Source organism: Shewanella sp. DAU305 (assembly GCF_026802235.1).
Classification (GTDB): domain Bacteria; phylum Pseudomonadota; class Gammaproteobacteria; order Enterobacterales; family Shewanellaceae; genus Shewanella; species Shewanella baltica.
Genome location: NZ_CP113808.1, coordinates 3,262,886 through 3,285,305 on the forward strand (window position 1 = coordinate 3,262,886; position 22,420 = coordinate 3,285,305).

At 47.3% G+C, this 22,420-nt stretch carries 18 protein-coding genes; 7 read left to right on the forward strand and 11 right to left on the reverse strand.

Translation table 11 applies throughout. From position 1 onward, the window contains the following. Nucleotides 1-166 precede the first annotated feature (166 nt). Nucleotides 167-454, reverse strand: coding sequence for a 50S ribosomal protein L25 (gene rplY, locus OX890_RS13700; RefSeq protein ID WP_006081398.1), 288 nt, complete (start codon nucleotides 452-454; stop codon nucleotides 167-169). Nucleotides 455-757: 303 nt separating this feature from the next. On the opposite strand from rplY, the gene OX890_RS13705 reads away from it, so the two are divergent. Continuing rightward, nucleotides 758-1,192 carry a hypothetical protein gene (locus OX890_RS13705; protein ID WP_006081396.1) on the forward strand — a complete coding sequence of 145 codons (435 nt, stop codon included), beginning with the start codon at nucleotides 758-760 and terminating at the stop codon, nucleotides 1,190-1,192. Here the strand turns inward: OX890_RS13705 and OX890_RS13710 are convergent. The 10 genes from OX890_RS13710 to OX890_RS13755 form a co-directional block, all read right to left on the reverse strand. Then, nucleotides 1,143-1,691 (reverse strand): DUF882 domain-containing protein, encoded by a 549-nt coding sequence (locus OX890_RS13710; protein WP_012089020.1) that lies wholly within the window; start codon nucleotides 1,689-1,691, stop codon nucleotides 1,143-1,145. The genes OX890_RS13705 and OX890_RS13710 overlap by 50 nt on opposite strands. A gap of 154 nt (nucleotides 1,692-1,845) precedes the next feature. Beyond that, nucleotides 1,846-3,414 (reverse strand): L,D-transpeptidase family protein, encoded by a 1,569-nt coding sequence (locus OX890_RS13715; RefSeq protein WP_268649410.1) that lies wholly within the window; start codon nucleotides 3,412-3,414, stop codon nucleotides 1,846-1,848. A gap of 229 nt (nucleotides 3,415-3,643) precedes the next feature. Continuing rightward, a complete protein-coding gene (mdoH, locus tag OX890_RS13720) occupies nucleotides 3,644-5,827 on the reverse strand; it encodes a glucans biosynthesis glucosyltransferase MdoH (protein ID WP_259567707.1) in 2,184 nt (727 codons plus the stop codon). 23 nt (nucleotides 5,828-5,850) lie between these two features. Next, the gene (locus tag OX890_RS13725; protein WP_011846652.1) at nucleotides 5,851-7,479 is read right to left on the reverse strand and encodes a glucan biosynthesis protein G; all 1,629 of its coding nucleotides are present in this window, start codon (nucleotides 7,477-7,479) and stop codon (nucleotides 5,851-5,853) included. 493 nt (nucleotides 7,480-7,972) lie between these two features. Next, nucleotides 7,973-9,370: an ATP-binding protein gene (locus OX890_RS13730; protein WP_268649411.1), complete on the reverse strand. Its 1,398-nt coding sequence runs from the start codon at nucleotides 9,368-9,370 to the stop codon at nucleotides 7,973-7,975. Nucleotides 9,371-9,454: 84 nt separating this feature from the next. Continuing rightward, nucleotides 9,455-10,114, reverse strand: a complete 660-nt coding sequence (locus OX890_RS13735) for a response regulator transcription factor (RefSeq protein WP_006081389.1) — start codon at nucleotides 10,112-10,114, stop codon at nucleotides 9,455-9,457. 34 nt (nucleotides 10,115-10,148) lie between these two features. Beyond that, nucleotides 10,149-11,057, reverse strand: coding sequence for an FAD:protein FMN transferase (locus OX890_RS13740; protein WP_268649412.1), 909 nt, complete (start codon nucleotides 11,055-11,057; stop codon nucleotides 10,149-10,151). Between the two features lie 130 nt (nucleotides 11,058-11,187). Beyond that, nucleotides 11,188-12,507, reverse strand: a complete 1,320-nt coding sequence (locus OX890_RS13745; protein WP_268649413.1) for a DUF3570 domain-containing protein — start codon at nucleotides 12,505-12,507, stop codon at nucleotides 11,188-11,190. A gap of 111 nt (nucleotides 12,508-12,618) precedes the next feature. Further along, nucleotides 12,619-12,837, reverse strand: coding sequence for a DUF4266 domain-containing protein (locus tag OX890_RS13750; protein WP_006081386.1), 219 nt, complete (start codon nucleotides 12,835-12,837; stop codon nucleotides 12,619-12,621). A 3-nt stretch (nucleotides 12,838-12,840) separates the two neighbouring features. After that, nucleotides 12,841-13,308 (reverse strand): TlpA disulfide reductase family protein, encoded by a 468-nt coding sequence (locus tag OX890_RS13755; protein WP_006081385.1) that lies wholly within the window; start codon nucleotides 13,306-13,308, stop codon nucleotides 12,841-12,843. A 385-nt stretch (nucleotides 13,309-13,693) separates the two neighbouring features. Here OX890_RS13755 and hyaA point away from each other — a divergent pair, with 385 nt between their 5' ends. The 6 genes from hyaA (at nucleotide 13,694) to hypF (ending at nucleotide 22,231) form a co-directional block, all read left to right on the forward strand. Beyond that, nucleotides 13,694-14,830 (forward strand): nickel-dependent hydrogenase small subunit, encoded by a 1,137-nt coding sequence (hyaA, locus tag OX890_RS13760; protein WP_028760176.1) that lies wholly within the window; start codon nucleotides 13,694-13,696, stop codon nucleotides 14,828-14,830. Between the two features lie 3 nt (nucleotides 14,831-14,833). Continuing rightward, complete coding sequence (gene hyaB, locus OX890_RS13765) at nucleotides 14,834-16,537, forward strand: nickel-dependent hydrogenase large subunit (RefSeq protein ID WP_268649415.1); 1,704 nt, start codon at nucleotides 14,834-14,836, stop codon at nucleotides 16,535-16,537. Nucleotides 16,538-16,556: 19 nt separating this feature from the next. Further along, nucleotides 16,557-17,231 carry a Ni/Fe-hydrogenase, b-type cytochrome subunit gene (cybH, locus tag OX890_RS13770; protein WP_006081382.1) on the forward strand — a complete coding sequence of 225 codons (675 nt, stop codon included), beginning with the start codon at nucleotides 16,557-16,559 and terminating at the stop codon, nucleotides 17,229-17,231. A gap of 7 nt (nucleotides 17,232-17,238) precedes the next feature. Beyond that, complete coding sequence (locus OX890_RS13775) at nucleotides 17,239-17,796, forward strand: HyaD/HybD family hydrogenase maturation endopeptidase (protein ID WP_259578317.1); 558 nt, start codon at nucleotides 17,239-17,241, stop codon at nucleotides 17,794-17,796. Nucleotides 17,797-17,799: 3 nt separating this feature from the next. Beyond that, nucleotides 17,800-19,725 carry a NiFe hydrogenase gene (locus tag OX890_RS13780; protein ID WP_268649416.1) on the forward strand — a complete coding sequence of 642 codons (1,926 nt, stop codon included), beginning with the start codon at nucleotides 17,800-17,802 and terminating at the stop codon, nucleotides 19,723-19,725. 94 nt (nucleotides 19,726-19,819) lie between these two features. Next, nucleotides 19,820-22,231, forward strand: coding sequence for a carbamoyltransferase HypF (gene hypF / locus OX890_RS13785; protein ID WP_268649417.1), 2,412 nt, complete (start codon nucleotides 19,820-19,822; stop codon nucleotides 22,229-22,231). Nucleotides 22,232-22,420 lie beyond the last annotated feature (189 nt).

The window sequence follows — 22,420 nt, forward strand, 5'->3', positions numbered from 1 at the left end:
ACTCAGACTCAAATTCAGGTGGAGTGTCGATACACTCTGCCTGTCTATGATAAGTATTACGCCGCAATAAAATGAGTCACGCCGATCCATCAGATGAAAATCTGTCGCGTGAAAATCAGCCACAAAAAAAGCGCCCTTAGGCGCTTTTTTGCTTCAGCTACGACAATTAAGCGTAAACGAAGTCAACATGTTCAATAAGTGGTTTGAACACGTGGCGTTGCATAGCTTGTGCACGTACACCCACTTCTTTGCCATCAACAACGATAGTCAAAGTTGAAGTGTAGAAATCAGCGTTAGCTTGAATGTTGATGATATCTTTGTGATCAAAAACAATAGAAACTGGCTCTTTGCCTTGGCCATAAATAACAGCAGGTACTTTACCAGCATGGCGTAGGCGGCGGCTCGAACCTTTCCCTATTTCAGTGCGGGTTTGTGCTTGGATAGTGTAAGACATGTGTTTCTCACTTAAATTTAGAGTAAAAAGTTGCCGGCATTTTCGACCAATGACGGCTCATATAAAGCGCGCGAATACTAACATAGATACCCAAGGCGCACAAGAATCCCGCAACCCATCAATTTGTCCGCCGCTGCGTTATTAAAACAGGTAGCAATTTATCAAATTGAAGAACTTGTATCTTAGCTGTTACCGCTGAGAAAAGGCTTTGATCTCAAACAAAAAACACGCGATCTAGATCACACTGGGAAATTGAGAAGCCTGATAAGCTCGGGCAAATTTCGATAACTGCTGTGTCAAAAAATGCGTCATGCGCTATACCAGTTACAACAAGAAAACAGACTTTCATGCCAACTGGCCCGTGAACTTGTCTCGCTTATCGAAACCGTTCCTTACCAGCAAAATACCCTCGAATTAAAATTTTTAGAATTGCTTGCCTGCACCCAACAGAAAAACCGCAGCTTAATTTTACTCATGCAGGTCATTGAATCGGTCGACATTGAGTTACAAAGGCAACGGCAGTATCAATTCTCACAACATTTGAGTTTATTGATCTGTGATTGGCAACAGCATAGAGAAATGAACAAGCTCAACCAGCAATTTATCCCGCTGCTGAGGCATTACCTGACAGAATCTCAAGCCCTAGAGCAAGGATTCTATCAGCGAGTTCAGCAACAAATTATTCACGCTACCAGTGTCGTACCGGCCCACAATCGACATGCACAAAGCCAGAGTTAGGATAATAGCCCACTCCACCCAGTTTTAGTGATAAAGCCGCTTCTCTGAGGGTTTTAAGCTTAACGCTTGGGATCGCGATATCCATAGCCATGCCGCGCATGTGATAACTCTTTTTTGCGACGCCGCCACTGTGACTCGCAAGCATGGCATTGGTTTTGGGTGAACGGTAACCAGAAATCACATGGATTTCATCGTCGACATTCAAAGTCGTTTTAAGGGAATAGAGCAAATCGAATAAACGTTTATCCATGGGCGCCGCCACATTCTGGCGATGGTCCCGCAGTAAATGATTAAAATCGTTTAATACCTTGCTTTGATAATGACCATCAACCCAGTAACTGCCGTCATCGCGCTCACCGGTATGGCGATTAAACAGACTTAACTCGCGGATCCCTTTGGTTGAACGACTGGCTACCGCTTTTGAGGGAATAAGAGAACATAATGCCACACCACTCAGGCCTAACAATAACTGCCTACGGGCAGGACATATCAAAGTCACATGATCACCTATTGTATGCTTTTTGGTCACTAACCAAGCAAATTATACTGAATAAGCCCTAAGATCAAGTTTTGCCCACCCCATTCTGCCCACGATTTTAAAATGCCCTGCGAGTTCAATTTGTTATCTTACTCAGCTTTATACTGCCAAAATCTTAATTGAGATCTAAAACCGTGGCGGGTACCGCATTCGTCAACTCAGCTTCTAAATGGTAAATGTCGCTACGGTATTGCTCTTGCCCACTGTCGTCATCCAGCCATGCAGTCCAATACACCAGATGCACTGGCAGCTTTTGAGAAAGTGAAAACCACTGGGGCTCCGTTACATCTGGGGCTAATTTGTCCCATAAACGCTTATCTTTAACTAAATGTTCTTTAAACCACTGGGCTAATTCAGTGACTTTTTCAATCCGAATACAGCCTGATGATAATGCCCTATCGTCCTTGTTAAAGAGACTTGGCTCAGAAGTGCCATGTAAATAGACACTGAAACTGTTATCAAAGTGAAACTTATATTTGCCTAATGCATTCTTCGCCCCTGGGCGTTGCACTAGCTGATAGGGAAACGAAGTGCTGGCTAAGTCCTGCCATTCTTCTGGCATGTGTTGCACCCGTTGGCCGTTATAGTCGTACACATCAAATTGGCGTTCATTAAGATAATGACCATTTCGCCTAATCTGCGGCAGGATATCTCGACGTAGAATGCTGCTCGGCACTCGCCAACTGGGATTGAGGACCACGCTGGAAATCTGGCTATCCAGCAGCGGGGTTTGCCGAGAAGATTTGCCCACAATCACTTTGGAATTGAGCACTGTGGTGCCATTATCGACTAAGATCATCTCAAAGGCGGGCACGTTAATCAGCAAGTAGCTTGGCTCCAACTTACGTTCAAACACTCGTTGCCGAATCGTATTTTTAGCCAGTAAGACTGCCCTCGCCTTTGGCGATTGATTCAGCCAATACAAGGTCTGCTTACCAATCACCCCGTCTTGTTTTAGCCCATGCCTTTGTTGGAAACGCTTAACACCAACCACCAATTCTTCGCTATAGACAAGGTTCGTCGTTGGCTCAATGGCTAAATCACCCAAGCGCCACAAACGTTTAGCTATGGTATCAAGGAGTGGATGACTCATTCCGACCGTTAACGTTTCATCCAGCACTAAGGTTTCCCAAGGATCAGCCGCATCCAATAGCGCTAAATGGGTGACTTGTTTTAGCACCCTTTGATATTGGAGATCCGTTGGAATAACGGTTGATACTGTGTCTACAGGTTCGCCGTTATTACACTGCGCAAAGGTCTTGATATAACGCCAGTAGCCCGTCACATCAGCTTGAAACCGCGCCACATCGGCCGCTGATAAGGTATTTGGTGATAATGTTAATTCGCGATAATGCAGACCAAAAATAGGATTAACGCCCGCAAGATCCAGCAGCAGCACCTGTGGCACTAATGCCGTAAGTGGCAAGACTGCATCGGGCTCATCGACTTTACGCTCAGTGCTTGGTTGCACACTGTTTAGCTGCAGCATGTCTTGCTGTGCACCAATGCTGGGATTCGATGAAATGGCTTGAGTATCATCGGTAGTCATTGCCACTGACGTGATAGGAAAACAGACAATAACGCTCAGCACTAACAGTCCCAAATAGCGACTCATGGGCATACGTTTAATTTGCGATGCGCGTACAAACGATGCGAAATACTGGATGATCTTGTGCAATACCATAAATACTCCCTTCGCTATTTAAGGTCACTTGAAAGCCAGCGATCATGTCAGTCAATAATACTGTGATACGACTATTTCATGGGGATCAGTTAATTACTAGGGGCAAACTGCAGATTATGAAAAGAAAAATGCCACTGAGGTCGTCAGTGGCATTTTCTAATGATTACAACCAAACTCATTTGCGAGCAAATGCTGCGCTAGTGTTGGTTCGCTGTGCGTTAGATATTCGTTAGCAAAAAGACACCAGATCTTCTTCAACAAACTGCTCTGGTAATTTCTGCAGGCTACGTAACATCAAAGGATTAGCTAACACCATCGCCATTTCTTGGCGATTCAGTACAGCTAATGCACTCTGCTGGCAGCGAGCTTCATGCACTTTCACATGCACTATGGCTTCCATCGCTTCAATCGGAGTCCCCGCAGCGCGCAATGGCTGTTTATCCACCATAGCTAAATGCAGCTCCATCAACGCAGGATCTTTAAGTACCTGTGCCAATGTCCAAGGCTCTGCAATGTGTTTTTGGTAAGCGGCACGAGCATCCTGTGCTTGCAAGCAAATCTGCGCAGGATTTCGCTCTTCAGGCGTCGCAAGAATACCCGCACGTTTAAACACTTCGCCGATTTTGACAGACCCCGTCCAAGCTGAAATAGGCACGGCAATCCATAGACCAATCAAGGCTGGACTCATCCAAGCTAACAAGGTCAGAGAATCCAAAATAGCTGCATAACCTAACATCACACCCGCCAGCATATGCCAACGGTGACGATAGATTAACGTCATCCAAGGCATACTGCCGTCATCACGACGTTGCGGCGACCAACCACTGTCGCGGCCCATTAGAATCGACATCACGGCACCGCAATGGATGAACATCATGATAGGTGCGATCAGCGCTGAGAGTATAACCTCAAAGATCACACTGAATATCGCTTTAATCCGGCCGCCAACACTGCGAGCAAACTCGCCGTCTTTAAGCAGCAACAAGACACCAAATACTTTAGGGCCGAACAAGACGCCCATAGTAATGTAGAACAATCTCAATGCCCTATCCGAGTCCATGATGGGCCAAGTGGGGAACAGTGAAAATTGATCGGTGAAATATTCAGGTCGAATAAAGTGTGCTTGCAGGGCCAACATCAAACCAGTCAAAATCAACATCAACCAGAAAGGTGATGATAAGTAGGCCATGATACCCGTCAGTAAATGCAAACGGCTCACCCAGTGCAGACCTTTGGTCGGCAAAATACGTGAATGCTGCAAGTTACCTTGGCACCAGCGGCGATCACGCACGGCTAAGTCGATAATTGACGGTGGACATTCTTCGTATGAACCGGGTAAGTCATAGGCAATAACCACACTCCAGCCGGCACGGCGAATCAACGCCGCTTCAACAAAGTCATGGCTCATGATATGGCCACCAAAAGGCGGCTTACCCTTAAGGTTGGGTAATCCGGCCGCGGTCATAAAGGCTTCGGTACGGATAATGGCGTTATGGCCCCAGAAGTTACCTTCTTTTTGTACCCACCAGCCTAAACCGGTACCAATTACGGGGCCATAAATGCGCGCCGCAAATTGCTGTAAACGCGCCATTAAAGTAGTGCCGTTGATCAGCGACGGGATCGTTTGAATTAAACCCGCATCAGGGTCGGCCTGCATACGCTGGGCCAAACCTGTGATGGTTGATGACTCCATCAAGCTGTCCGCATCAAGCACTAACAAGTGATCATAGCGCGAACCCCAACGGCGGCAGAAATCGGCCACGTTACCCGCTTTACGGGCGACGTTTTTACGACGACGACGGTAATACACACGCGAGTGTTTATGGGTTTCTTGACGTAACACCAAAAACGCCTGCTCTTCGAGCAAGGCGATATCGGGATCGGTGGTATCACTTAAGATAAACCAATCAAAAGCATGACCATGACCCGTTTGCGACAAGGTTTCTGCCATCACAGAGACCGCTGAGAATACCCTGTCTGGGGATTCGTTATAGGTCGGCATTAAAATCGCGGTGCGCGTATGCAGCTCAGTCACTTGCAGATCTTTTGCCCGCGGTTTGCGCAGCAAAATTAAAAAACCCGCAATACCACTACAAAACGCTAAGGCGATCCAACAAAAGTTAACCGCAAATAACGCCAACACGAGATATTCCAGTGGCGTAATTCCGCCAATACTAAATACCGCGCCCATTTCATAAATAGCGAATAAAGACAGTAATAAAGCACCGCCAACCACTAAGAAGCGGCGCGAAGCACGCGAACGTACTCCATTCGCCACTGTGCTACGGCGAGGGAATCCCTCTGGCATCTTACTTAAATTTTGGGGTTCCATAGCGCCAGGCCGTTCATTTGGCATAGCACTACCACCCACGAGGACTTCCGTCTCGAGTACCGAGTTGTCGGATACAGTCATATCATGTTGCTCCGTCATGAACCTTACAGCGTCCAGCGATAGAGCCAGGTTTCAACCTGACGAGGAGTTGGGAACTTGAGTTCAGCGCGCAGTTCGATAAGTTCTTTATCTTCTGGCTCTAATTCAAAAGCTAAGCGATAGCCATTTTTGGCTGCATTACGGGCAATCACCACATTGGTAACCACACCACCAGACGCTTCCACTTTAGCAACTGGCATTTCATCTGTCATCGGACCTTCAATTTGATAGTCGACCACAAATAAACGTCTTGGTGTTGCTTTAGCGATATCGGCACGGCCACTGGCAGAGCGAGACACATGTACAGCACCGACTTTAGCCGCGGGTTCATCACCCCAGCTCATGCGATAGGCAAAATGGAATTCACTGCCCGCAGGAATAGGCTGACGAGGTTTCCAGTAGCTAACGATGTTGTCATGAATTTCAGACTCAGTCGGAATTTCAGTCAACACCACAGAACCTTGGCCCCAGTTGCCCACAGGCTCAATCCACAGACTTGGACGACGTTCATAATGTGCTTCTAAATCTTGGTAAGACGCATAATCACGCTCACGTTGGATCAAACCAAAACCCTGTGGCGAGTTGTCAGAAAACGCACTGACCTGTAATTGACGTGGGTTAGCCAATGGGCGCCATAAATGCTCACCACGGCCGTTTAACATCAATAAACCGTCTGAATCATGTACTTCGGGTCTAAAGTCATCGGTATCATGACGACCATTGAGTGAGTGCAGGAACATGCTCGTGCTGGGTGCTAAACCAACTTTGCTCAGCTCAACTCGTGGAAACAGCGTCGCTTCGACATCAATCAAAGTGTTATCACCTGGACGGACAGAGAAAGTATAAGCACCCGCCACACTTGGGCTATCTAGCAAGGCATGCACAACAATCAGGTTGCTGTCATTGTATGGACGTTCAACCCAGAAGGCGCGAAATATTGGGAATTCTTCCCCTTCGGCATCGGCGGTTTTTAACGCTAAACCACGTGAAGATAAACCATAGGCGTTACCTTTACCTAAAGCGCGGAAATAACTCGCACCTTGGAACACCATAAGTTCGTCAAACACACCGTTAGTATTCAGTTGGTTATGAATGCGAAAACCTGAGTAGCCAATATCGTCATTGGGTAACGCTTGAGTAATCACTTCACCCGCGGTGAAATACTTAGGCTCGTAGGCTAAGTGCGTTGCGTTTTGCCCTTCCACAATCGCAATCTCGATCAGATCTTGGAAATAGAAGCCACGGTGGAACATTTGCATTTGAAAAGGCACGCCCTGATCACGCCAAATAGACGCAGTCGGGTTAAAACGAATGTCACGGTATTCATCATATGACAATTTAGCCAGGCCGGCCGGTAACGGGTCTTTAAGGGCCACATACGGTTTCGCTGCCAAACGTTTTGCAATCTTCACCACAGTATCGCTATCGAAAGCGCCTGTTTTAGTGAATCTCACTTGATTTTTTGTAGCGGGCTGAGAAATCACTTTCGGCGGAGTTACCACAGGAACTGTCTCGGCGGGTTTTGTCTCTTCAGCGTACGCGACACCAGACAGAGCGACAACAGCGCCTAGCGTCAGTGAACAAATGAGTGACGAATAAGGTTTGGACGATGGGCAACGCAACAAGCTAACCATAGATAGGTAACCTAAAAAAATAAACTAAGAAATCAATGTTTTTTATGTATACAGTGAATTTTTTTCACCCTCGCTTAGGGGCGAAAAAAAACAGTTGCTTACATATCGCGAAAGATATCAGAAGGAGAAAAAAACTCATAAATAAAGATGCAGTTAACCCCTTCTACACAATACTATTTGAGAATAAGTTTATACCTAAAAGGAATATAAAAATAACATTATCATGCATATTTCTGCTTTCACAGTTACAAAAGCAGGTTAAGTGATCCAAATGCTACATTTTTGAAAGTAAAATGAGACTTTTTAAAGTCTCAACTTAAGTGTGGATGATCTTAGATGAAAAAACGCAATTAGCGAACCAATCTGTTGGTAAACCTAAGGATTTTTTCTAAGATAGCTGACAAACTCACAATTACACTCACCCAAATGTATCAAAACCACTGAGGTGATGTCACTTAAACTGCGGATCTATTTTAAGATGTTAACTTCTGAACTATTGCGGCAAAAAAAGAGTCACAGATAATCCGCCCTGCTCCCTAGGCGCTATCACTAAACGGCCTTGGTGCAATTCAATGATGTGATGGCAGATAGACAAACCTAAACCCGCACCTATGCCTTCATTTTCATTCACACGATAAAAACGCTCTGTGGCATTAGCAATCTGCTCTTCTGTCATGCCTTGGCCGCGATCCGCAATACAGATACTAATCTCATCACCCAGTGAATGGGCCGACACTGAGATTTCTGATTCCTGCGGGCTGTATTTGCAGGCATTTTCGATAATATTTTTTAGCACGAGCAGCAGATAGAAACGATCGCAGGTCACGGTCTGCTGGGGCGCGATATCGATATTCCATTCATAATCGGTGATTTGTGGCATCAATTGATTAAGCGCATCTTCAACCATGGGCAAGATAGCGTGGGATGACACATTGAGCTCATTTATCGAATCAACCCTCGCTAACACGAGTAACTGTTCAACGGTATGACTCATGTGCACCACGCCGGCATCAATCGCGGCTAGATGAAATTTCTGCTGTGGATCATCGTCAATCAGGCTCTCTAAACCGTGTTGATGTAATTTAATCACAGATAATGGTGTTTTAAGTTCATGGGCGGCATCGGCGCTAAAACGGCGTTCACGGGCAATGAATCTAGCTATGCTATTGATATATAAATTTAATGCACGGCGAACGGGTACGAGCTCTTTCGGTAGTGACATAGTCAGCGGCGTGAGATCGTTCGGCGCCCGCCCAATCAACTCCCTTTCGAAGGTTTTTAATGGCCGGAACAATAGATAAAACAATAGGCTAACGATAAGTAGTGTCAAAGGCACCACAATCAAGGGCACGATAACCGCGTTGTGCATGATTTGCGATACGAGCTCTTGGCGCACTTCATCCTGCTGAGCGGTGACAATCCAAACATGATTTTTAACCGAGAAAAAACTGAACACATGCCAGAGTTCACCTTCAAACACTTTCTTGTGATAACCCTGTACGAATCGAGTGATAGGTTGATGGCCAATATTGTCCGACAGCACTAAGGCTTCGCCCGCCTCACTCCAAATTTGAAACGCCAATTTATGTTCATAGGCGAGTTTCAGGGCATCGGCTTTTTCGGCAAAGGAACTGATCTGGCTATCGGGAACGTGGAGCACTTGCGGTCTCGTGGTACTCTGGGGCGTCGCACCGGGCTCAGTGTGATAAAACAGCTCCAGCATTTTCGCGGTTTGCAGCATTTGCGCATCGAAGAGTTCTTCAATTTGATGCTTAGAATCCCGAGTACTCAACCAGCTAGAGACAGCAACGGACACTGAAATACCTGACAAAATCAATAATGTCAGTACCAAACGCAGTGAATACACATCCAGCCCCTTTAATCGAATCACTTCAGTTTCCTAACGTTTAACCCTCAGCAAATGACTGAGGTATCAATACCCACAAACGTGAGTATTGTCACTTAATTCAGTGAATTAATTTATTTCAATCAAGGTATAGCCGATTCCACGCACGGTTTTAATCAGCTCATTGGCAAGTTTTTTACGCAGATGATGAATATGTACTTCAATCGAGTTGCTGCCGACTTCATCCCAACCATAGGTTAACTGTTCCAGTTGGCTGCGCGTCAATACGCGCCCAGCTGATTGTGCGAGTTCAAGCAATAATTGAAATTCACGCCGTGAAAGCAGCACATTTTGATCGCGAAAGGTCACTTCGCGGGTATTTAAATCAATGCACAGCGCACCAATAATCAAACTGTTGTGATCGAGCCCGTACTGGCGTCTGACAATGGCGCGAATGCGAGCGGCGAGCTCTCGCACATCGAAGGGTTTACCGAGATAATCATCGGCGCCCATGTCTAAGCACTCGAGCTTAGTGTCAAAATCCGTATTGGCGGTCAGGACTATTGTAGGAATTGACACTCCCTGCTGACGCCACGCCTTGAGTAACTCTTTACCGTTACCGTCGGGTAAACCCAGATCGAGCACTATGGCACTGAAGCTTTCATTTTTAACACCCTGTAATGCTTGCTGATAACTATTAAGGTGATCAACCTGCATGCCCAGCTTTGCCAAACTTAAGCAAATCCCTTGGGCTAATAACTCATTGTCTTCAACCAACATAATACGCATTCAATGTCCTTAACAGAGCCTTTTAAAAGAACCCTTAACGGAAAATACTAAACTTAACATCTTGTTGCTGTAAAAATTCTTCCGCATCTTGGCCCTGTAACATGGCCATAGTCGCCAGCATTCCCGCGGTCACACAATTTGGCCCTAACACAGTCACGGAGCGCGGCGCATGGACGACGGGATAGCCAGTACGCGGATCGACAATATGGCCGTAACGCTTTCCATCGACTTCAAAAAAGCGCCGTGTATCGCCGCTGGTCGCTAATGCGCCCTGACTGATCGCCAGTACACTAGCGGCGCGATCGAGATGGCGAGGATCTTCAATGCCTACCTGCCATGGGTTCACTTTGGGCACAGGACAGGCGATATCGCCACCAAAATTCACTAGCACAGGAATATCTGGATAACATTCAGCCAACTCATAGGCGACTCTATCGACTGCATATTCCTTAGCAATGCCGCCAAAATCCAATTTCATTCCCGATGGCATCTCAATATGGCGCGAATCAAACTCGATACGCTCAAACCCCACTAAGGCTTTCGCGGCAAGTATGCGGGCATGTTCGGGCAATTGGGCTTTGGGATCAAAGCGCCACAGCTCCATTAACGGCCCTGCCGAGATATCAAATAATCCATCACTAAGCTGAAAACATTGTTTGGCAAAAGCCAATAACTGCCAGGTTTCTTCATCAATAAGCTGCTTATGACCATAGGCATGGTTTAATTGCCACAGATAATTCTGCGCAATAAAACGACTGTACTTATGTTCAATACGCAGCGCCTCAGTGACTGCCATATCCAACATATCGTCGGCAATATCGAGTTGATCGCATGCGATGAGTATTTCACAGGGACTCGCCATGGCCCTAAATTCGCCCACATAACCCCAATCACGGCGTTGCAGCGAATAAAGTGCGGTTTTTAGGGATGATGTCGACATCATAAATCACCTCTTTACATGGCACCCCACTGGAATTCAGCTTAAATAAGCTCAGGGGTAAATTGAGTATGGGTAGCTAAGCTACCCATACAGTTTAACGCCTTGCTATCTGAGTCAGTAGCATTATTTCGTATTAAAAAGAATAACTAAACTGTGCTGTTATTGCCTTCTGCGTCGGGAACAGATCAAAGTTTTGCAGCTCTCCTGGGATCGTAGTGCCGTTATTTTTCGGATCCTGTTGGTAATACTCTAAGCGATACGACATCTCATGACCGCCCGATAATCGATGACCAAATTTAATCCCTATCGTATAAGCCGACATATCACCGATACGATAATCGGCACTGGCAAACTCGGGCAGTGGCGCATCTGCCATCAAGAAAGGTTGATAGAAGTTAGCCGCCGTTTGTTGGTAATAACGTAGATGCAATTGACCGTAAAAATTGCCCGTAAAGTAATAACGGTAATGGGTTTCTAAGGTGTGCGATGTGAGATCCCAATCATCGGTATTATAACGATAGGAAAAATCCACCACGCCCGCATCTAACGCGCCTTTAGTCATCACGTAAAAGCTATGCTTCAAGCGAGCATCGGGGCGGCTCTCATACAAGAGATCCTGAGTGATGCCATTATTATCCACCACACTGAGCACTTTGTAGGGATCGGTTAAATAGCCATTGACACTCGATAAGCCGTAATTGGCCTGCAACAACCAGCGCTGGCTGAGCACTTGGGTGATGCCTAACATCACATCGGCCGTTTGCTTGTTATCACTGCCACTTTGACGAGTCGCATCAAATGCGGTGCGGTAGGCTTCTTCACTGGCGAAGTTATCGCGAACCGCCATGGAGGATAAATCCACCGGACGTCCACCGACAGGATCGACCACATCGAAGCTGTAAGCTGTGCCTAAAAATAACGTAGTGTTGTCTTTGTTAAAACCGCGCTCAATACTGGCATTGAGCCCCATTGACATATAATCGAATTCTTTTGAACCATAGACACCAGCGTTGACTTTCCAGTCAGGATTGAGCGCTTGGGCCCAGTTAACACTGCCTTGAACGCGGGTATCGTGGAACGTGTCATCAAGCGGTGTATCGCCCGCTACCACACTGTATTGGCCATTGCCCGAAGGACGAGTAAAGGTTTGGCTGGTACTTTGGGCCACAGCGCCCGAAGCCGAGGCACCGGTTAAGCTGTCGACCACCAGTTTGAGATCCAGCACGCTATCATCGCCAAAGGCTTTTTGTGCTGTACCTATGGCTTCAACGGCCTGCACTCTATCCTGCTCACCGTAATACATTAAAGCGGCATCGACCTTCCAGTCGTCAGCTTTTTTAGATAATTCAGTCGCGTGGCCACTTGTGGCAAACAATCCACAACTGGCTAAGGCTAACGCACCCGCAATCTGTTTCGATTGTCTTGCATTTATTTGATTCTTTTTTTGGGTCATAGCTGACAACACCTGTAGGTCACTTTCATCTATTCAATACCGCGGGATTTCGCCCCTGAGCTCATCACATCTATTCGTTACATCTAAGGGCAACTAACACCGACGGAGAGTTTAGTTACAGCCACATCCACCACCGGCAAAGGCGCGACCGCCGCTACTGCCTTCTTTACTAAAATAAATATGATCATCGAGCGCCAGATCGAGCTTTTCACTGTCGAGCGCCATATCGGCGCGTGCCAACTGGCCTTTCTCCCACGGCTGCACCCCTAAATTTGAACAACCACTCAAACCTATAATGAGTGTGACTGCGACTAATGCGGGTTTAAGCATAAATTACTCCTTCAGTAAACTAACGAGCTCTTGCTCGTATTCAGCGGCTTTATCGGCATAAAAACCAACATGATGCTGCACTAACTGACCTTGGCGATTGAACATGAAACTGCTCGGCATACCCAGCAAATCGAAGCTGCGCGCGACATCACCTTCTGGATTGAAACGCACTGAAAAATTGGCGGGGACTTGTTTTAAGAATTCTTGGGCTAACTCGTTATCTGTATCTAGGTTGATTGCCACGACGGCCAAACCTTGATCTTGATACTTTTTTTGGATCTCATTCATCCACGGAAAGGATTTACGGCAAGGCCCACACCATGAGGCCCAAAAATCGACATAGACGACTTTGCCTTTAAACTCACTCAGGGAAACAGCTTGGTTCTGCGCGTTAAACACTTGATGATCCAACGACGGCGCGGCTTGTACGCCAGCGGCCATTAAACTGAGTAACAACAATATTTTCTTCATAGCATATTCCGCATTAACGATTACGTTCGAATCTATTAACTGAATCTTAAGGTTTTCTTAAACAAGCTGATATAAGTCCAATTAAGCCGTATGCACAGACTCCCCCACTTAAGGTCGGCATTTTCAACAGCGCAACTTTAATCACACGAGCGCCGATTAAGTGACCGATTTCATCCAAAATGATAAATGTGAGACATTTTGTCCTATTAGGAAAAGTGAAATTAGATCTACGTCATGTTAATTAAATGTCAAATTCAGTTCTATCACATCTCTTGAAAATTCTTGATATACATCAAGAATCTTTACACTCCAACGGCCTAAACTGACCCTGTCAATTATGTAAACCCTTACCAATTTACATTTAAATAACAAAAAAGGTTGACCCATGGACACACATGCAGCCCTATATGAACAGGGAAAGGCGCGCTTAGATGCACTGCGCCAATTCGCTCCCCGTCAACAACAATCGCTGATTGAAAAAATGCAACAACACGGTATTAGTCGCCGTGATTTTATGAAGTGGAGTGCCATGGTGACGAGCATGCTCGCATTACCTCTCCCCTTTAGTAACTTAGTAGCCGAAGCTGCCGAATTAGCCGACCGTGTACCCTTAATCTGGTTACACATGGCCGAATGTACTGGCTGCTCAGAATCCTTAATTCGTACCGATACCCCCAATCTAGATTCGCTGATTTTTGATCATATCTCCTTGGAATATCACGAAACCTTAATGGCTGCAGCGGGTTGGCAAGCTGAAGAGAACCTCGAACATGCACTCGAAACCTACAAGGGCCGCTATTTACTGGCCGTTGAAGGGGCGATTCCGACTGCAAATAACGGCAGTTTCTTAACTGTGGGTTGTAAAGGCCACACAGGGTTAGAAATCATCAAGCATGCTGCTGAAGGCGCCGCCGCGATTATCTCTGTCGGCACTTGTGCGGCGTTTGGTGGGGTGCAAGCCGCTTATCCAAACCCAACGGGGGCGAAAGGCGTGCATGAAGTGGTCAGTAAACCCGTGATTAACTTAGGCGGTTGCCCACCGAGTGAAAAGAACATAGTCGGCACTTTGATGTACTTCATCATGTTCGGAAAATTACCTGCGCTGGATATGTTTAATAGACCTAAATGGGCTTACGGCGCACGGGTACACGATAACTGTGAACGCCGCGGCCGCTTCGATGCCGGTGAATTCGTTGAAGAATTTGGCGATCACGGTGCGAAAGAAGGCTACTGCCTTTATAAAGTCGGTTGTAAAGGCCCTTACACCTACAACAACTGCCCAACCGAGCGCTTTAACCATCACACTAGCTGGCCAGTACTCGCTGGACACGGTTGTATGGGCTGCTCAGAACCTAACTTCTGGGATGACATGGCCGACTTTGAAAAACCCCTTGGCCGTCAACTCCTCCATGGATTGGATGCGACCGCAGATACTATTGGTGCGGTGATTTTAGGCGCGACTGTGGTGGGCATTGGAGCCCATGCCGTTGCCAGTATTTTTGCCAAACCGCTGGAGGAATAACCCATGAGCAAGCGCGTTGTTATCGACCCTATCACACGTATCGAGGGTCACTTACGTATCGAAGTCGAAGTTGATGAAAATAACGTCATCAACAAGGCTTGGTCATCCTCCACACTTTGGCGCGGTATTGAAGTCATTCTCAAAGGCCGCACGCCTATGGATGTTGGCCTTATTGTGCAACGTATCTGTGGCGTATGTACCTATTCCCACTACCGCTGCGGTACTGAAGCGGTTGAAAATGCGTTAGAAATTCAAATTCCGTTGAACGCGAGATACTTACGTTCATTGATGCAAACCTCTTTATACATGCATGACCATATTGTGCATTTCTACCATCTACACGGTCTTGATTGGGTGGATGTGGTGTCTGCACTGAGCGCCGATCCGGCCAAAGCTGCGCAAGTTGCGCTGCAATACACAGACAAGCCCATAGCCGCGGGTGAAGGTGATTTAAGAGCCGTGCAAGAAAGAGTCAAAGGCTTTGTCGAAACGGGTAAATTAGGCCCCTTTGCGAACGCTTATTGGGGCAATGGCACCTATAAGTTTACTCCAGAGCAAAACCTTATCGCGCTGTCTCACTACCTTAAAGCACTTGAAGTACAACGTGTTGCGGCGGAAATGCTGGCCATCTTTGGCGGTAAATCTCCACATCCACAATCCGTTGTTGTTGGTGGTGTGACGTCGGTGCGTGACATGTTAAGCCCTGCTCGCCTGCAGGAATGGAAGCAAAAACATGCGACCGTGACTGACTTTATCCTGCGTGCTTATCAAGCGGATATCGTGATGGCGGCCGAAGCCTTTGGTACTGAGCCAAGTGTGCTGGGCGGCGTGAATGTGAAAAACTTCATGGCGACCGATGACTTTGTGTTAGCCAATGGCGAATACATGTTCAATCAAGGCGTGATCATGAATGGCGACCTTGCCGGTGTCAGCGATGTAAACCCAGATCTGATTGCCGAAGACGTTAGCCATGCTTGGTATAGCGCCGATGCGCCGCAGCATCCCTATGACGGTACAACGATTCCTAATTATACCGGTTTTGTTGAACGCGATACCGTCTACGGTAAGCTGCCAACGCTGGATGGTGATGGCAAATACTCTTGGGTGAAATCCCCCCGTTATCAAGGTGAACCCGTCGAAGTGGGCCCATTAGCCTGCCTATTGGTGAGCTATGCCCGTGGTAACAAGGTGGTTGTGGATTCAGTCAATGCCTTGCTCGCTCGCACTGGCTTACCCGTTGCCGCCCTATTTACCACTTTAGGTCGCACCGCAGCCCGTATGTTACAGACAGTTATCGTCGCCCAAGAAGGATTAAAAACCTTCGATGCGCTGCTGACGAATATCCAGTCTGATGAATCAACTTATGTGAAACCCAATATCGACCCGAGCAAAGAGTACATAGGTCACGCCATGATTGAGGCGCCACGCGGCATGTTAAGCCACTGGATCCGCATAAAAAATGGAGTGATTGAGAACTATCAAGCCGTAGTACCGACGACCTGGAACGCAGGACCTGTGGATGCCAACGGTAAAATGGGTCCCTATGAAGCCTCTTTAATTGGCTTGAAACTGGAAGATCCAACTAAGCCCCTTGAGGTGATACGTATTATTCACTCATTTGACCCTTGCATGGCGTGTTCTGTACACGTGATGGATTTTAAAGGTCAGGCATTGAGCGAGTTCCGTGTCAGTCCCAATGGTCAATAATCGAGGGAGGGAACGCAAAATGAACCATTCTGCAACCCGCATTCGGACACTGGTTTTTAGTCCGGCAATACGGATTTTCCACTGGCTCAGGGCACTGTCAATTTTAGTGCTAGTGATCACCGGATTCTATATTGCTTGGCCGTTTCTTGTGGCGCCTGAAAGTACGGATGTGCTCGTACAAGGCTGGATCCGCTTCGCTCATTTGATCTGCGGTTTTGTATTGACCGCGATCACCTTAGTCCGCTTCTACCTGTATTTTTTCAGTCGAAGTGACATTGAGCGACGCTCATTTCGCGATGTGATGAGTGTAAAAAGCTGGATCACTCAGCTGAAATCTTACTTATGGATGGGTCACTTACATAAAGCGGGTGTATATGGACCGCTGCAATTTGTGACTTATGTAGCAATCTCACTGGTCGCTCTCGTGATATGTATAACGGGTCTGGTGTTGTACGCCAATGTGTATCACCAAGGTTTAGGTGGGATGCTTTGGGGCAGCGCCGCTTGGATTACGGCACAAATGGGTGGGCTGGCACAAGTTAGGATTTTCCATCACTACTTAACTTGGGCATTTGTTATCTTTGTGGTTATCCACGTCTATATGGCGGTTTGGTCAGGGATACGCTTCAAACATAACTCAGTTGACTCGATTGTCTCTGGCTATGACTACCCAAAGCCAGACTCACACCACTAGGAGTCCAATGAAGATATTGCTACTCGGTATTGGCAATGTCCTGTACGCCGATGAAGGCATCGGCGTACATTTTGTCAATTATATAGCTGATAATTATCAGTTTACCCATGAGTCTCACCAGCTAACGCTGCTCGATGGCGGCACCTTGGCTCAGGGACTCATTCCCATAATTTGCCAATACGATTATTTAATCGTAGTCGATACTGTCAATGCCAATGGCGTAGAAGCGGGCGAAGTCTACTTCTTCGATTTTGATAAGGCACCGAAGGAAATCGACTGGCAAGGCAGCGCCCATGAAGTCGAAATGCTGCAAACCCTCAATATGATGGAGATGGTTGGCGACAGACCTAAAACCTTTGTGCTGGGCGTCACCCCAACCGTGCTCGAACCTATGGTGCTGGGTTTGACCCCTAAAGTCGCAGCCGCAGTGCCGTTAATGGAATCAAGCTTGCTATCCCACTTAGCCTCCCTTGGGTTCACTGCGACGCGTATTGCCGAGCATAGTATCGACTCGCTGATCCCTGACTCTTATAAACGCGGCGTTACTACTGGTGAAAGTATATAGAAAATGAAAAACATCAGATTTGATTTTACCTGTTCACGTCAGGTGCCTTTGTACACGCATTTATGTAATCAATACCTAAATTACGATGCACTGAACATCAGTATAGGCTGTGATGGCCAACAGGACTTTGGTCAGCACAGTTACTTTATTGAAGCCCAGGGCGAGCAGACTCAACTCGAACAACTGGCCGATGCCATTGCCGCGGACTTTTTGATTTCCGCTTGGCTAATTGACTCTAGTATTAACGCTATCGACGAGCCCCAAGGCAGCAAAACCTTACTGCCCTATTCACAGTCTGGATCAAGTCCTGCCATCGCGCCTTTTTGCCAGCAATGTTATCCGCTGATTGGCGATAATCAGTCGGCGAAATTTGGCATGCTGGATTTAGCCTGCCCTTGCTGCAAGGGCGAAACACAATTAACGCCCGCGCAAAAAGCCTTAACCTTGTCAGATATTAAAGCCATGGTGCAGAGGCTGTTTACACTAGACATGGTCACACAAGGCATAGCCACACAAAGCTCAATCAACCAAAGCCCGCTGATATTAGCGGCCGCCGATGATCTGCAACTCAGCCTGACACCGTTTGCTCTGCCCTTAGGCGAGCGACCACAACTGCTGATTTGTAATCCCAATACGCTGAACGCCCATTTCTGCCTGAATGATGCGCAGGTGCTCGCGCTTTCCAGTATTGAAAAGCCGCTTATCTGCGCCAGACCCACGCAAGATCACGACAAACTCAGTGCGCCACTGTACGACATTTGCTTTGCCTACAGCCGGGTGATTTTAGTACTCGCCGAAGTGTTGCGGCAAAAAGGGATCGATTGGGTTTATATCCAAGGTAAGCATAATAGGCCGAAACTCGCGTGGGTCGATGGCGCTTGGGCGCAAATTGCTAGCAAAGATTTAGGCTCAACGCAGGCTCAAACCAAGCACTTTATCGCCCCAGAACCCTTAAGGGAAAAAGTCAGCCTTCACGGTTATCAAGCCCAATGGCAAGCAGCGAAACGGTCACGTTCCCATCAAGGCGAACTGAGTGTGGCGGTATTAGCGCAATCGAGTGAAACCGCTAATGCGGCCAACACTGAAGTTGAACAAGCGAGTACATCACTCACTACCCATGCGGAAAATCATGCCATCGCGGATGCTGCGTTATTCAGTGCATTGCTCAAGGGTAAATTTACCAGCCACAGACAGGCAAAAAATGCCGCGGTCATTTACTTAAGCCATACCCACGCCAGTCAAATTGTCACCTGCGATAATAAGGGCGACACCGAACTCTTCTTCGCACTGCCCGAGCTGCCCGATAACGGTTACGAAATTTTCCATCAACTGGACAGCAGCCCACAAAAAGCCGTGGCACAGAAGTTTAAAAGCCTGTTCCCCGACGATTACCTAAAACTCTTAAGCCTAAAGCTTCACGGCAGACGGGACAACTTGCAAAGTTTGTGGGCCATTGCCGCCATTTTAATTGGCCTCAATCCCCAAGAAGAAACGCAAAGCCAAGAAAGACTCAGCGATGCACTAATGGCCGCCGCCATGCGTTACCACGGCGCCAATGCCCCGCGTATCGATTATCCACTGACCAAAGGTGAAGCCCACCGCAGCCTAAATTGGTGTAAAACCTTAGGCACTGTGTTGAGTTTTCGTATCGCAGGTAATGACGACCCGAGTCAACTCGCCTTTGCGATGCAAGACTCGCTGGCGGACTATCTTTCTAACTGGTTAGAACATATCGATTTAAATATCGGCGTGCACAATGTTGCCTTAGCGGGCAATGAATTAACGAATGAAACCCTGTGTAAACGCATCAGTTTACGCTTAGGCAAAAACTTCCCCTTAGTGATCAATCGTAGTCTAGATTTAGACGGCGATAACTTAGCCGTTGGCGCACTTTACGTAAAGCAGCGCCAACTGAATACCCATGATTAGGAGGCCAAAAGTTAAGTCACAACGCATGCAGCCACATAGACATAATAGTCGCCACAAAAAGCACAGTGATCTGCAGATAAAACGAAGGCTGGCATTGGAATACCTTGTCCACAAGGGTGCCGCGCTAAAGCGTTGTCAGCTGCACATCACTGGCATAGTGCAAGGGGTGGGATTTCGCCCCTTTGTCTATCGTTATGCCCTTGAATTTCAACTAACAGGTACTGTGCTCAACAGTGCCAAGGGCGTGACCATTGAGCTGCAAGGCACAGAAGAAAACCTCACGCAATTTATCACAACGCTCAATACCACCCCACCGCCACTGGCCCGTATCGACAATATAATCCAAACACCGCTGCCGATTTTGCTAAGCGAAACCACATTTGAAATTATAAAAAGCGACAGCCATGAGGACGATGACCCAAGTTCACCGATAGGTGCGCAGGTGGCAGTATCGGCGGATAAAAGTACCTGCCAAGATTGCTTGAACGACATGCATAATCCTGATGATCGCCACTTTGACTATGCTTTTACCAACTGCACAAATTGCGGCCCAAGATACACCATAATCAATGCCTTACCTTATGATCGCCACAATACCGCCATGGCCGATTTTGACATGTGCCCCGAGTGCGCCAAAGCATATCAAAACCCACTCGACCGCCGCTATCATGCTCAGCCAGTCAGTTGCCCAGTCTGCGGCCCCAGACTCAGTTTAAAAACACCCCAAGGGGAATACATCATTCCCAATACCTCAAATGTCAGCACACCTGAATTGAGTACGGACCTTGCGATACTGACAGCGGCGGCTGACAGGTTACACCAAGGGCAGATTCTGGCAATTAAGGGACTAGGCGGATTTCACTTAGTCTGTGATGCCCGTAACGACAAAGCAGTCAACAAACTCCGGCTGCGAAAACAGCGCCAATCCAAGCCGCTAGCGGTGATGATGACGGATATCACTATGGCGCAGCACTATGTCACAGGTACGGATGCCGAGTGGCTAGTACTGAGTTCGCAGGAAAGACCCATAGTGCTGATGAGCAGTCGCCCCGAACATGATCTCAGCTTAGCTGTCGCCCCCAATCTGAATAAACTCGGGGTATTTTTACCCTACACACCACTGCATCATTTACTGTTAGGTCTCTTCAAAGGGCCATTGGTCGCGACCAGCGCTAATGTGTCAGGTGAGCCTATCATCACAGATTGTGACGAGCTTATTAGCCACTTAAGCCATGTTGTGGATGCAATAGTTGATCATAATCGGCCGATTATTAATGGCTGTGATGACAGTGTGGTGCAGGTGATTCAGCCCAACATGGATTTGCCTGCAGAGGTGCAAGTGCTGCGTCTCGCCCGTGGTTATGCGCCGTTAAGTTTTCCCTTAGAGATACCGCTGTCCCAATCAATTTTGGCCGTGGGTGCACAACAAAAAAATGCTATCGCCTTAGGCTTTGGCAATAATGTGTTTTTAAGTCCCCATATTGGCGACTTGTTCAGTGTCAGCGCCGAGCAGTATTTTGAGCGCACCTTAGCGACCTTCGCGCGGTTGTATCATTTTGCGCCCAATCTCATTGTTCGCGATAAACACCCAGATTATGCCCCCTCACGCTGGGCTGAAATGCACTCAAACTCAAATGTAGAACTCAGCGATACCAGCCAATGTTTAACGGTACAACATCACCATGCCCATGTGCTCAGCGTAATGGCGGTTAACCAATATCGAGATCCCGTATTGGGCTTTAGTTTTGATGGCACTGGGCTTGGCAACGATGGCAGTTTATGGGGCGGTGAAGTGCTATTAACCACACTCGATAAAGCGCAGCGACTGGCTCATTTTGAGCCCATAGCACTACTGGGCGGCGAACAAGCCATTAAGCAGCCTGTGAGGTTATTACTGGCATTATTGTTCGAGCAAATGAGCCTTGATGCCGTGATCGCGCTGAACTTGCCCATTATCTGCAGCATGAGCCCAAATACCTTAACTAATTTATATAAAATTTGGCAGAACGGCAGCGCACTTAAAAGCTCATCGGTCGGACGCTTGTTCGATGCCCTCGCCTGCGCCTTAGGCTTAATCGAAACCACACAATTTGAAGGTCAAGCAGGCATGGCAATAGAAGCCGCAGCCAATCGCGCCGATGCAATAGCCCTTGAAGCCATTAAGCTTAACTTACCTCTTGACGTCGACCAGTGGCGCAGCAGTGAAATGTTCAAGCAGATTGTTAAATTAATGACTGAAAAACCGCTAACAGACAACAGACGAGATGCCATCGCCCGCGCCTTTTTACACACATTAGGCGATGCTATCTGCGATTATGCTGCCCAGTACAAACATCTTCCAACCGTGCTCTGCGGCGGCGTATTCCAAAATAAATACCTATTGGAATACTGCCTCGGCAAACTCTGCGCCCAAGGCAATAAAGTGTTATCCAGTAAACAAATCCCCATCAATGACGGCGGCATAGCCCTAGGCCAACTCTGGTATGGAATTCATCAGAATCAATAACCTGACTTATTTGATAATCCCTGATGTTCGCTCGCCATTTTTATCCCCATAAACCTGACGAACATCAAAGATCTGCAGCGCAATTTGTATCACACTCAACATTAGCGTAACCAAATTAACGATCCGTACATCAGCATTCACAATTCGTCAGGCAAAGTCCACGCACTCTGCCGATTCAAGGAGAGGTAA

Coding starts and splice junctions, on each gene's coding strand:
- mdoH (WP_259567707.1), bottom strand. CDS start 5,827: ATGACTGTATCCGACAACTCGGTACTCGAGACGGAAGTCCTCGTGGGT.
- OX890_RS13715 (WP_268649410.1), bottom strand. CDS start 3,414: ATGGTATTGCACAAGATCATCCAGTATTTCGCATCGTTTGTACGCGCA.
- OX890_RS13755 (WP_006081385.1), bottom strand. CDS start 13,308: ATGAAGAAAATATTGTTGTTACTCAGTTTAATGGCCGCTGGCGTACAA.
- hyaA (WP_028760176.1), top strand. CDS start 13,694: ATGGACACACATGCAGCCCTATATGAACAGGGAAAGGCGCGCTTAGAT.
- OX890_RS13705 (WP_006081396.1), top strand. CDS start 758: ATGCGTCATGCGCTATACCAGTTACAACAAGAAAACAGACTTTCATGC.
- rplY (WP_006081398.1), bottom strand. CDS start 454: ATGTCTTACACTATCCAAGCACAAACCCGCACTGAAATAGGGAAAGGT.
- OX890_RS13775 (WP_259578317.1), top strand. CDS start 17,239: ATGAAGATATTGCTACTCGGTATTGGCAATGTCCTGTACGCCGATGAA.
- hyaB (WP_268649415.1), top strand. CDS start 14,834: ATGAGCAAGCGCGTTGTTATCGACCCTATCACACGTATCGAGGGTCAC.
- OX890_RS13780 (WP_268649416.1), top strand. CDS start 17,800: ATGAAAAACATCAGATTTGATTTTACCTGTTCACGTCAGGTGCCTTTG.
- OX890_RS13740 (WP_268649412.1), bottom strand. CDS start 11,057: ATGATGTCGACATCATCCCTAAAAACCGCACTTTATTCGCTGCAACGC.
- OX890_RS13725 (WP_011846652.1), bottom strand. CDS start 7,479: ATGGTTAGCTTGTTGCGTTGCCCATCGTCCAAACCTTATTCGTCACTC.
- OX890_RS13745 (WP_268649413.1), bottom strand. CDS start 12,507: ATGACCCAAAAAAAGAATCAAATAAATGCAAGACAATCGAAACAGATT.
- OX890_RS13735 (WP_006081389.1), bottom strand. CDS start 10,114: ATGCGTATTATGTTGGTTGAAGACAATGAGTTATTAGCCCAAGGGATT.
- cybH (WP_006081382.1), top strand. CDS start 16,557: ATGAACCATTCTGCAACCCGCATTCGGACACTGGTTTTTAGTCCGGCA.
- OX890_RS13750 (WP_006081386.1), bottom strand. CDS start 12,837: ATGCTTAAACCCGCATTAGTCGCAGTCACACTCATTATAGGTTTGAGT.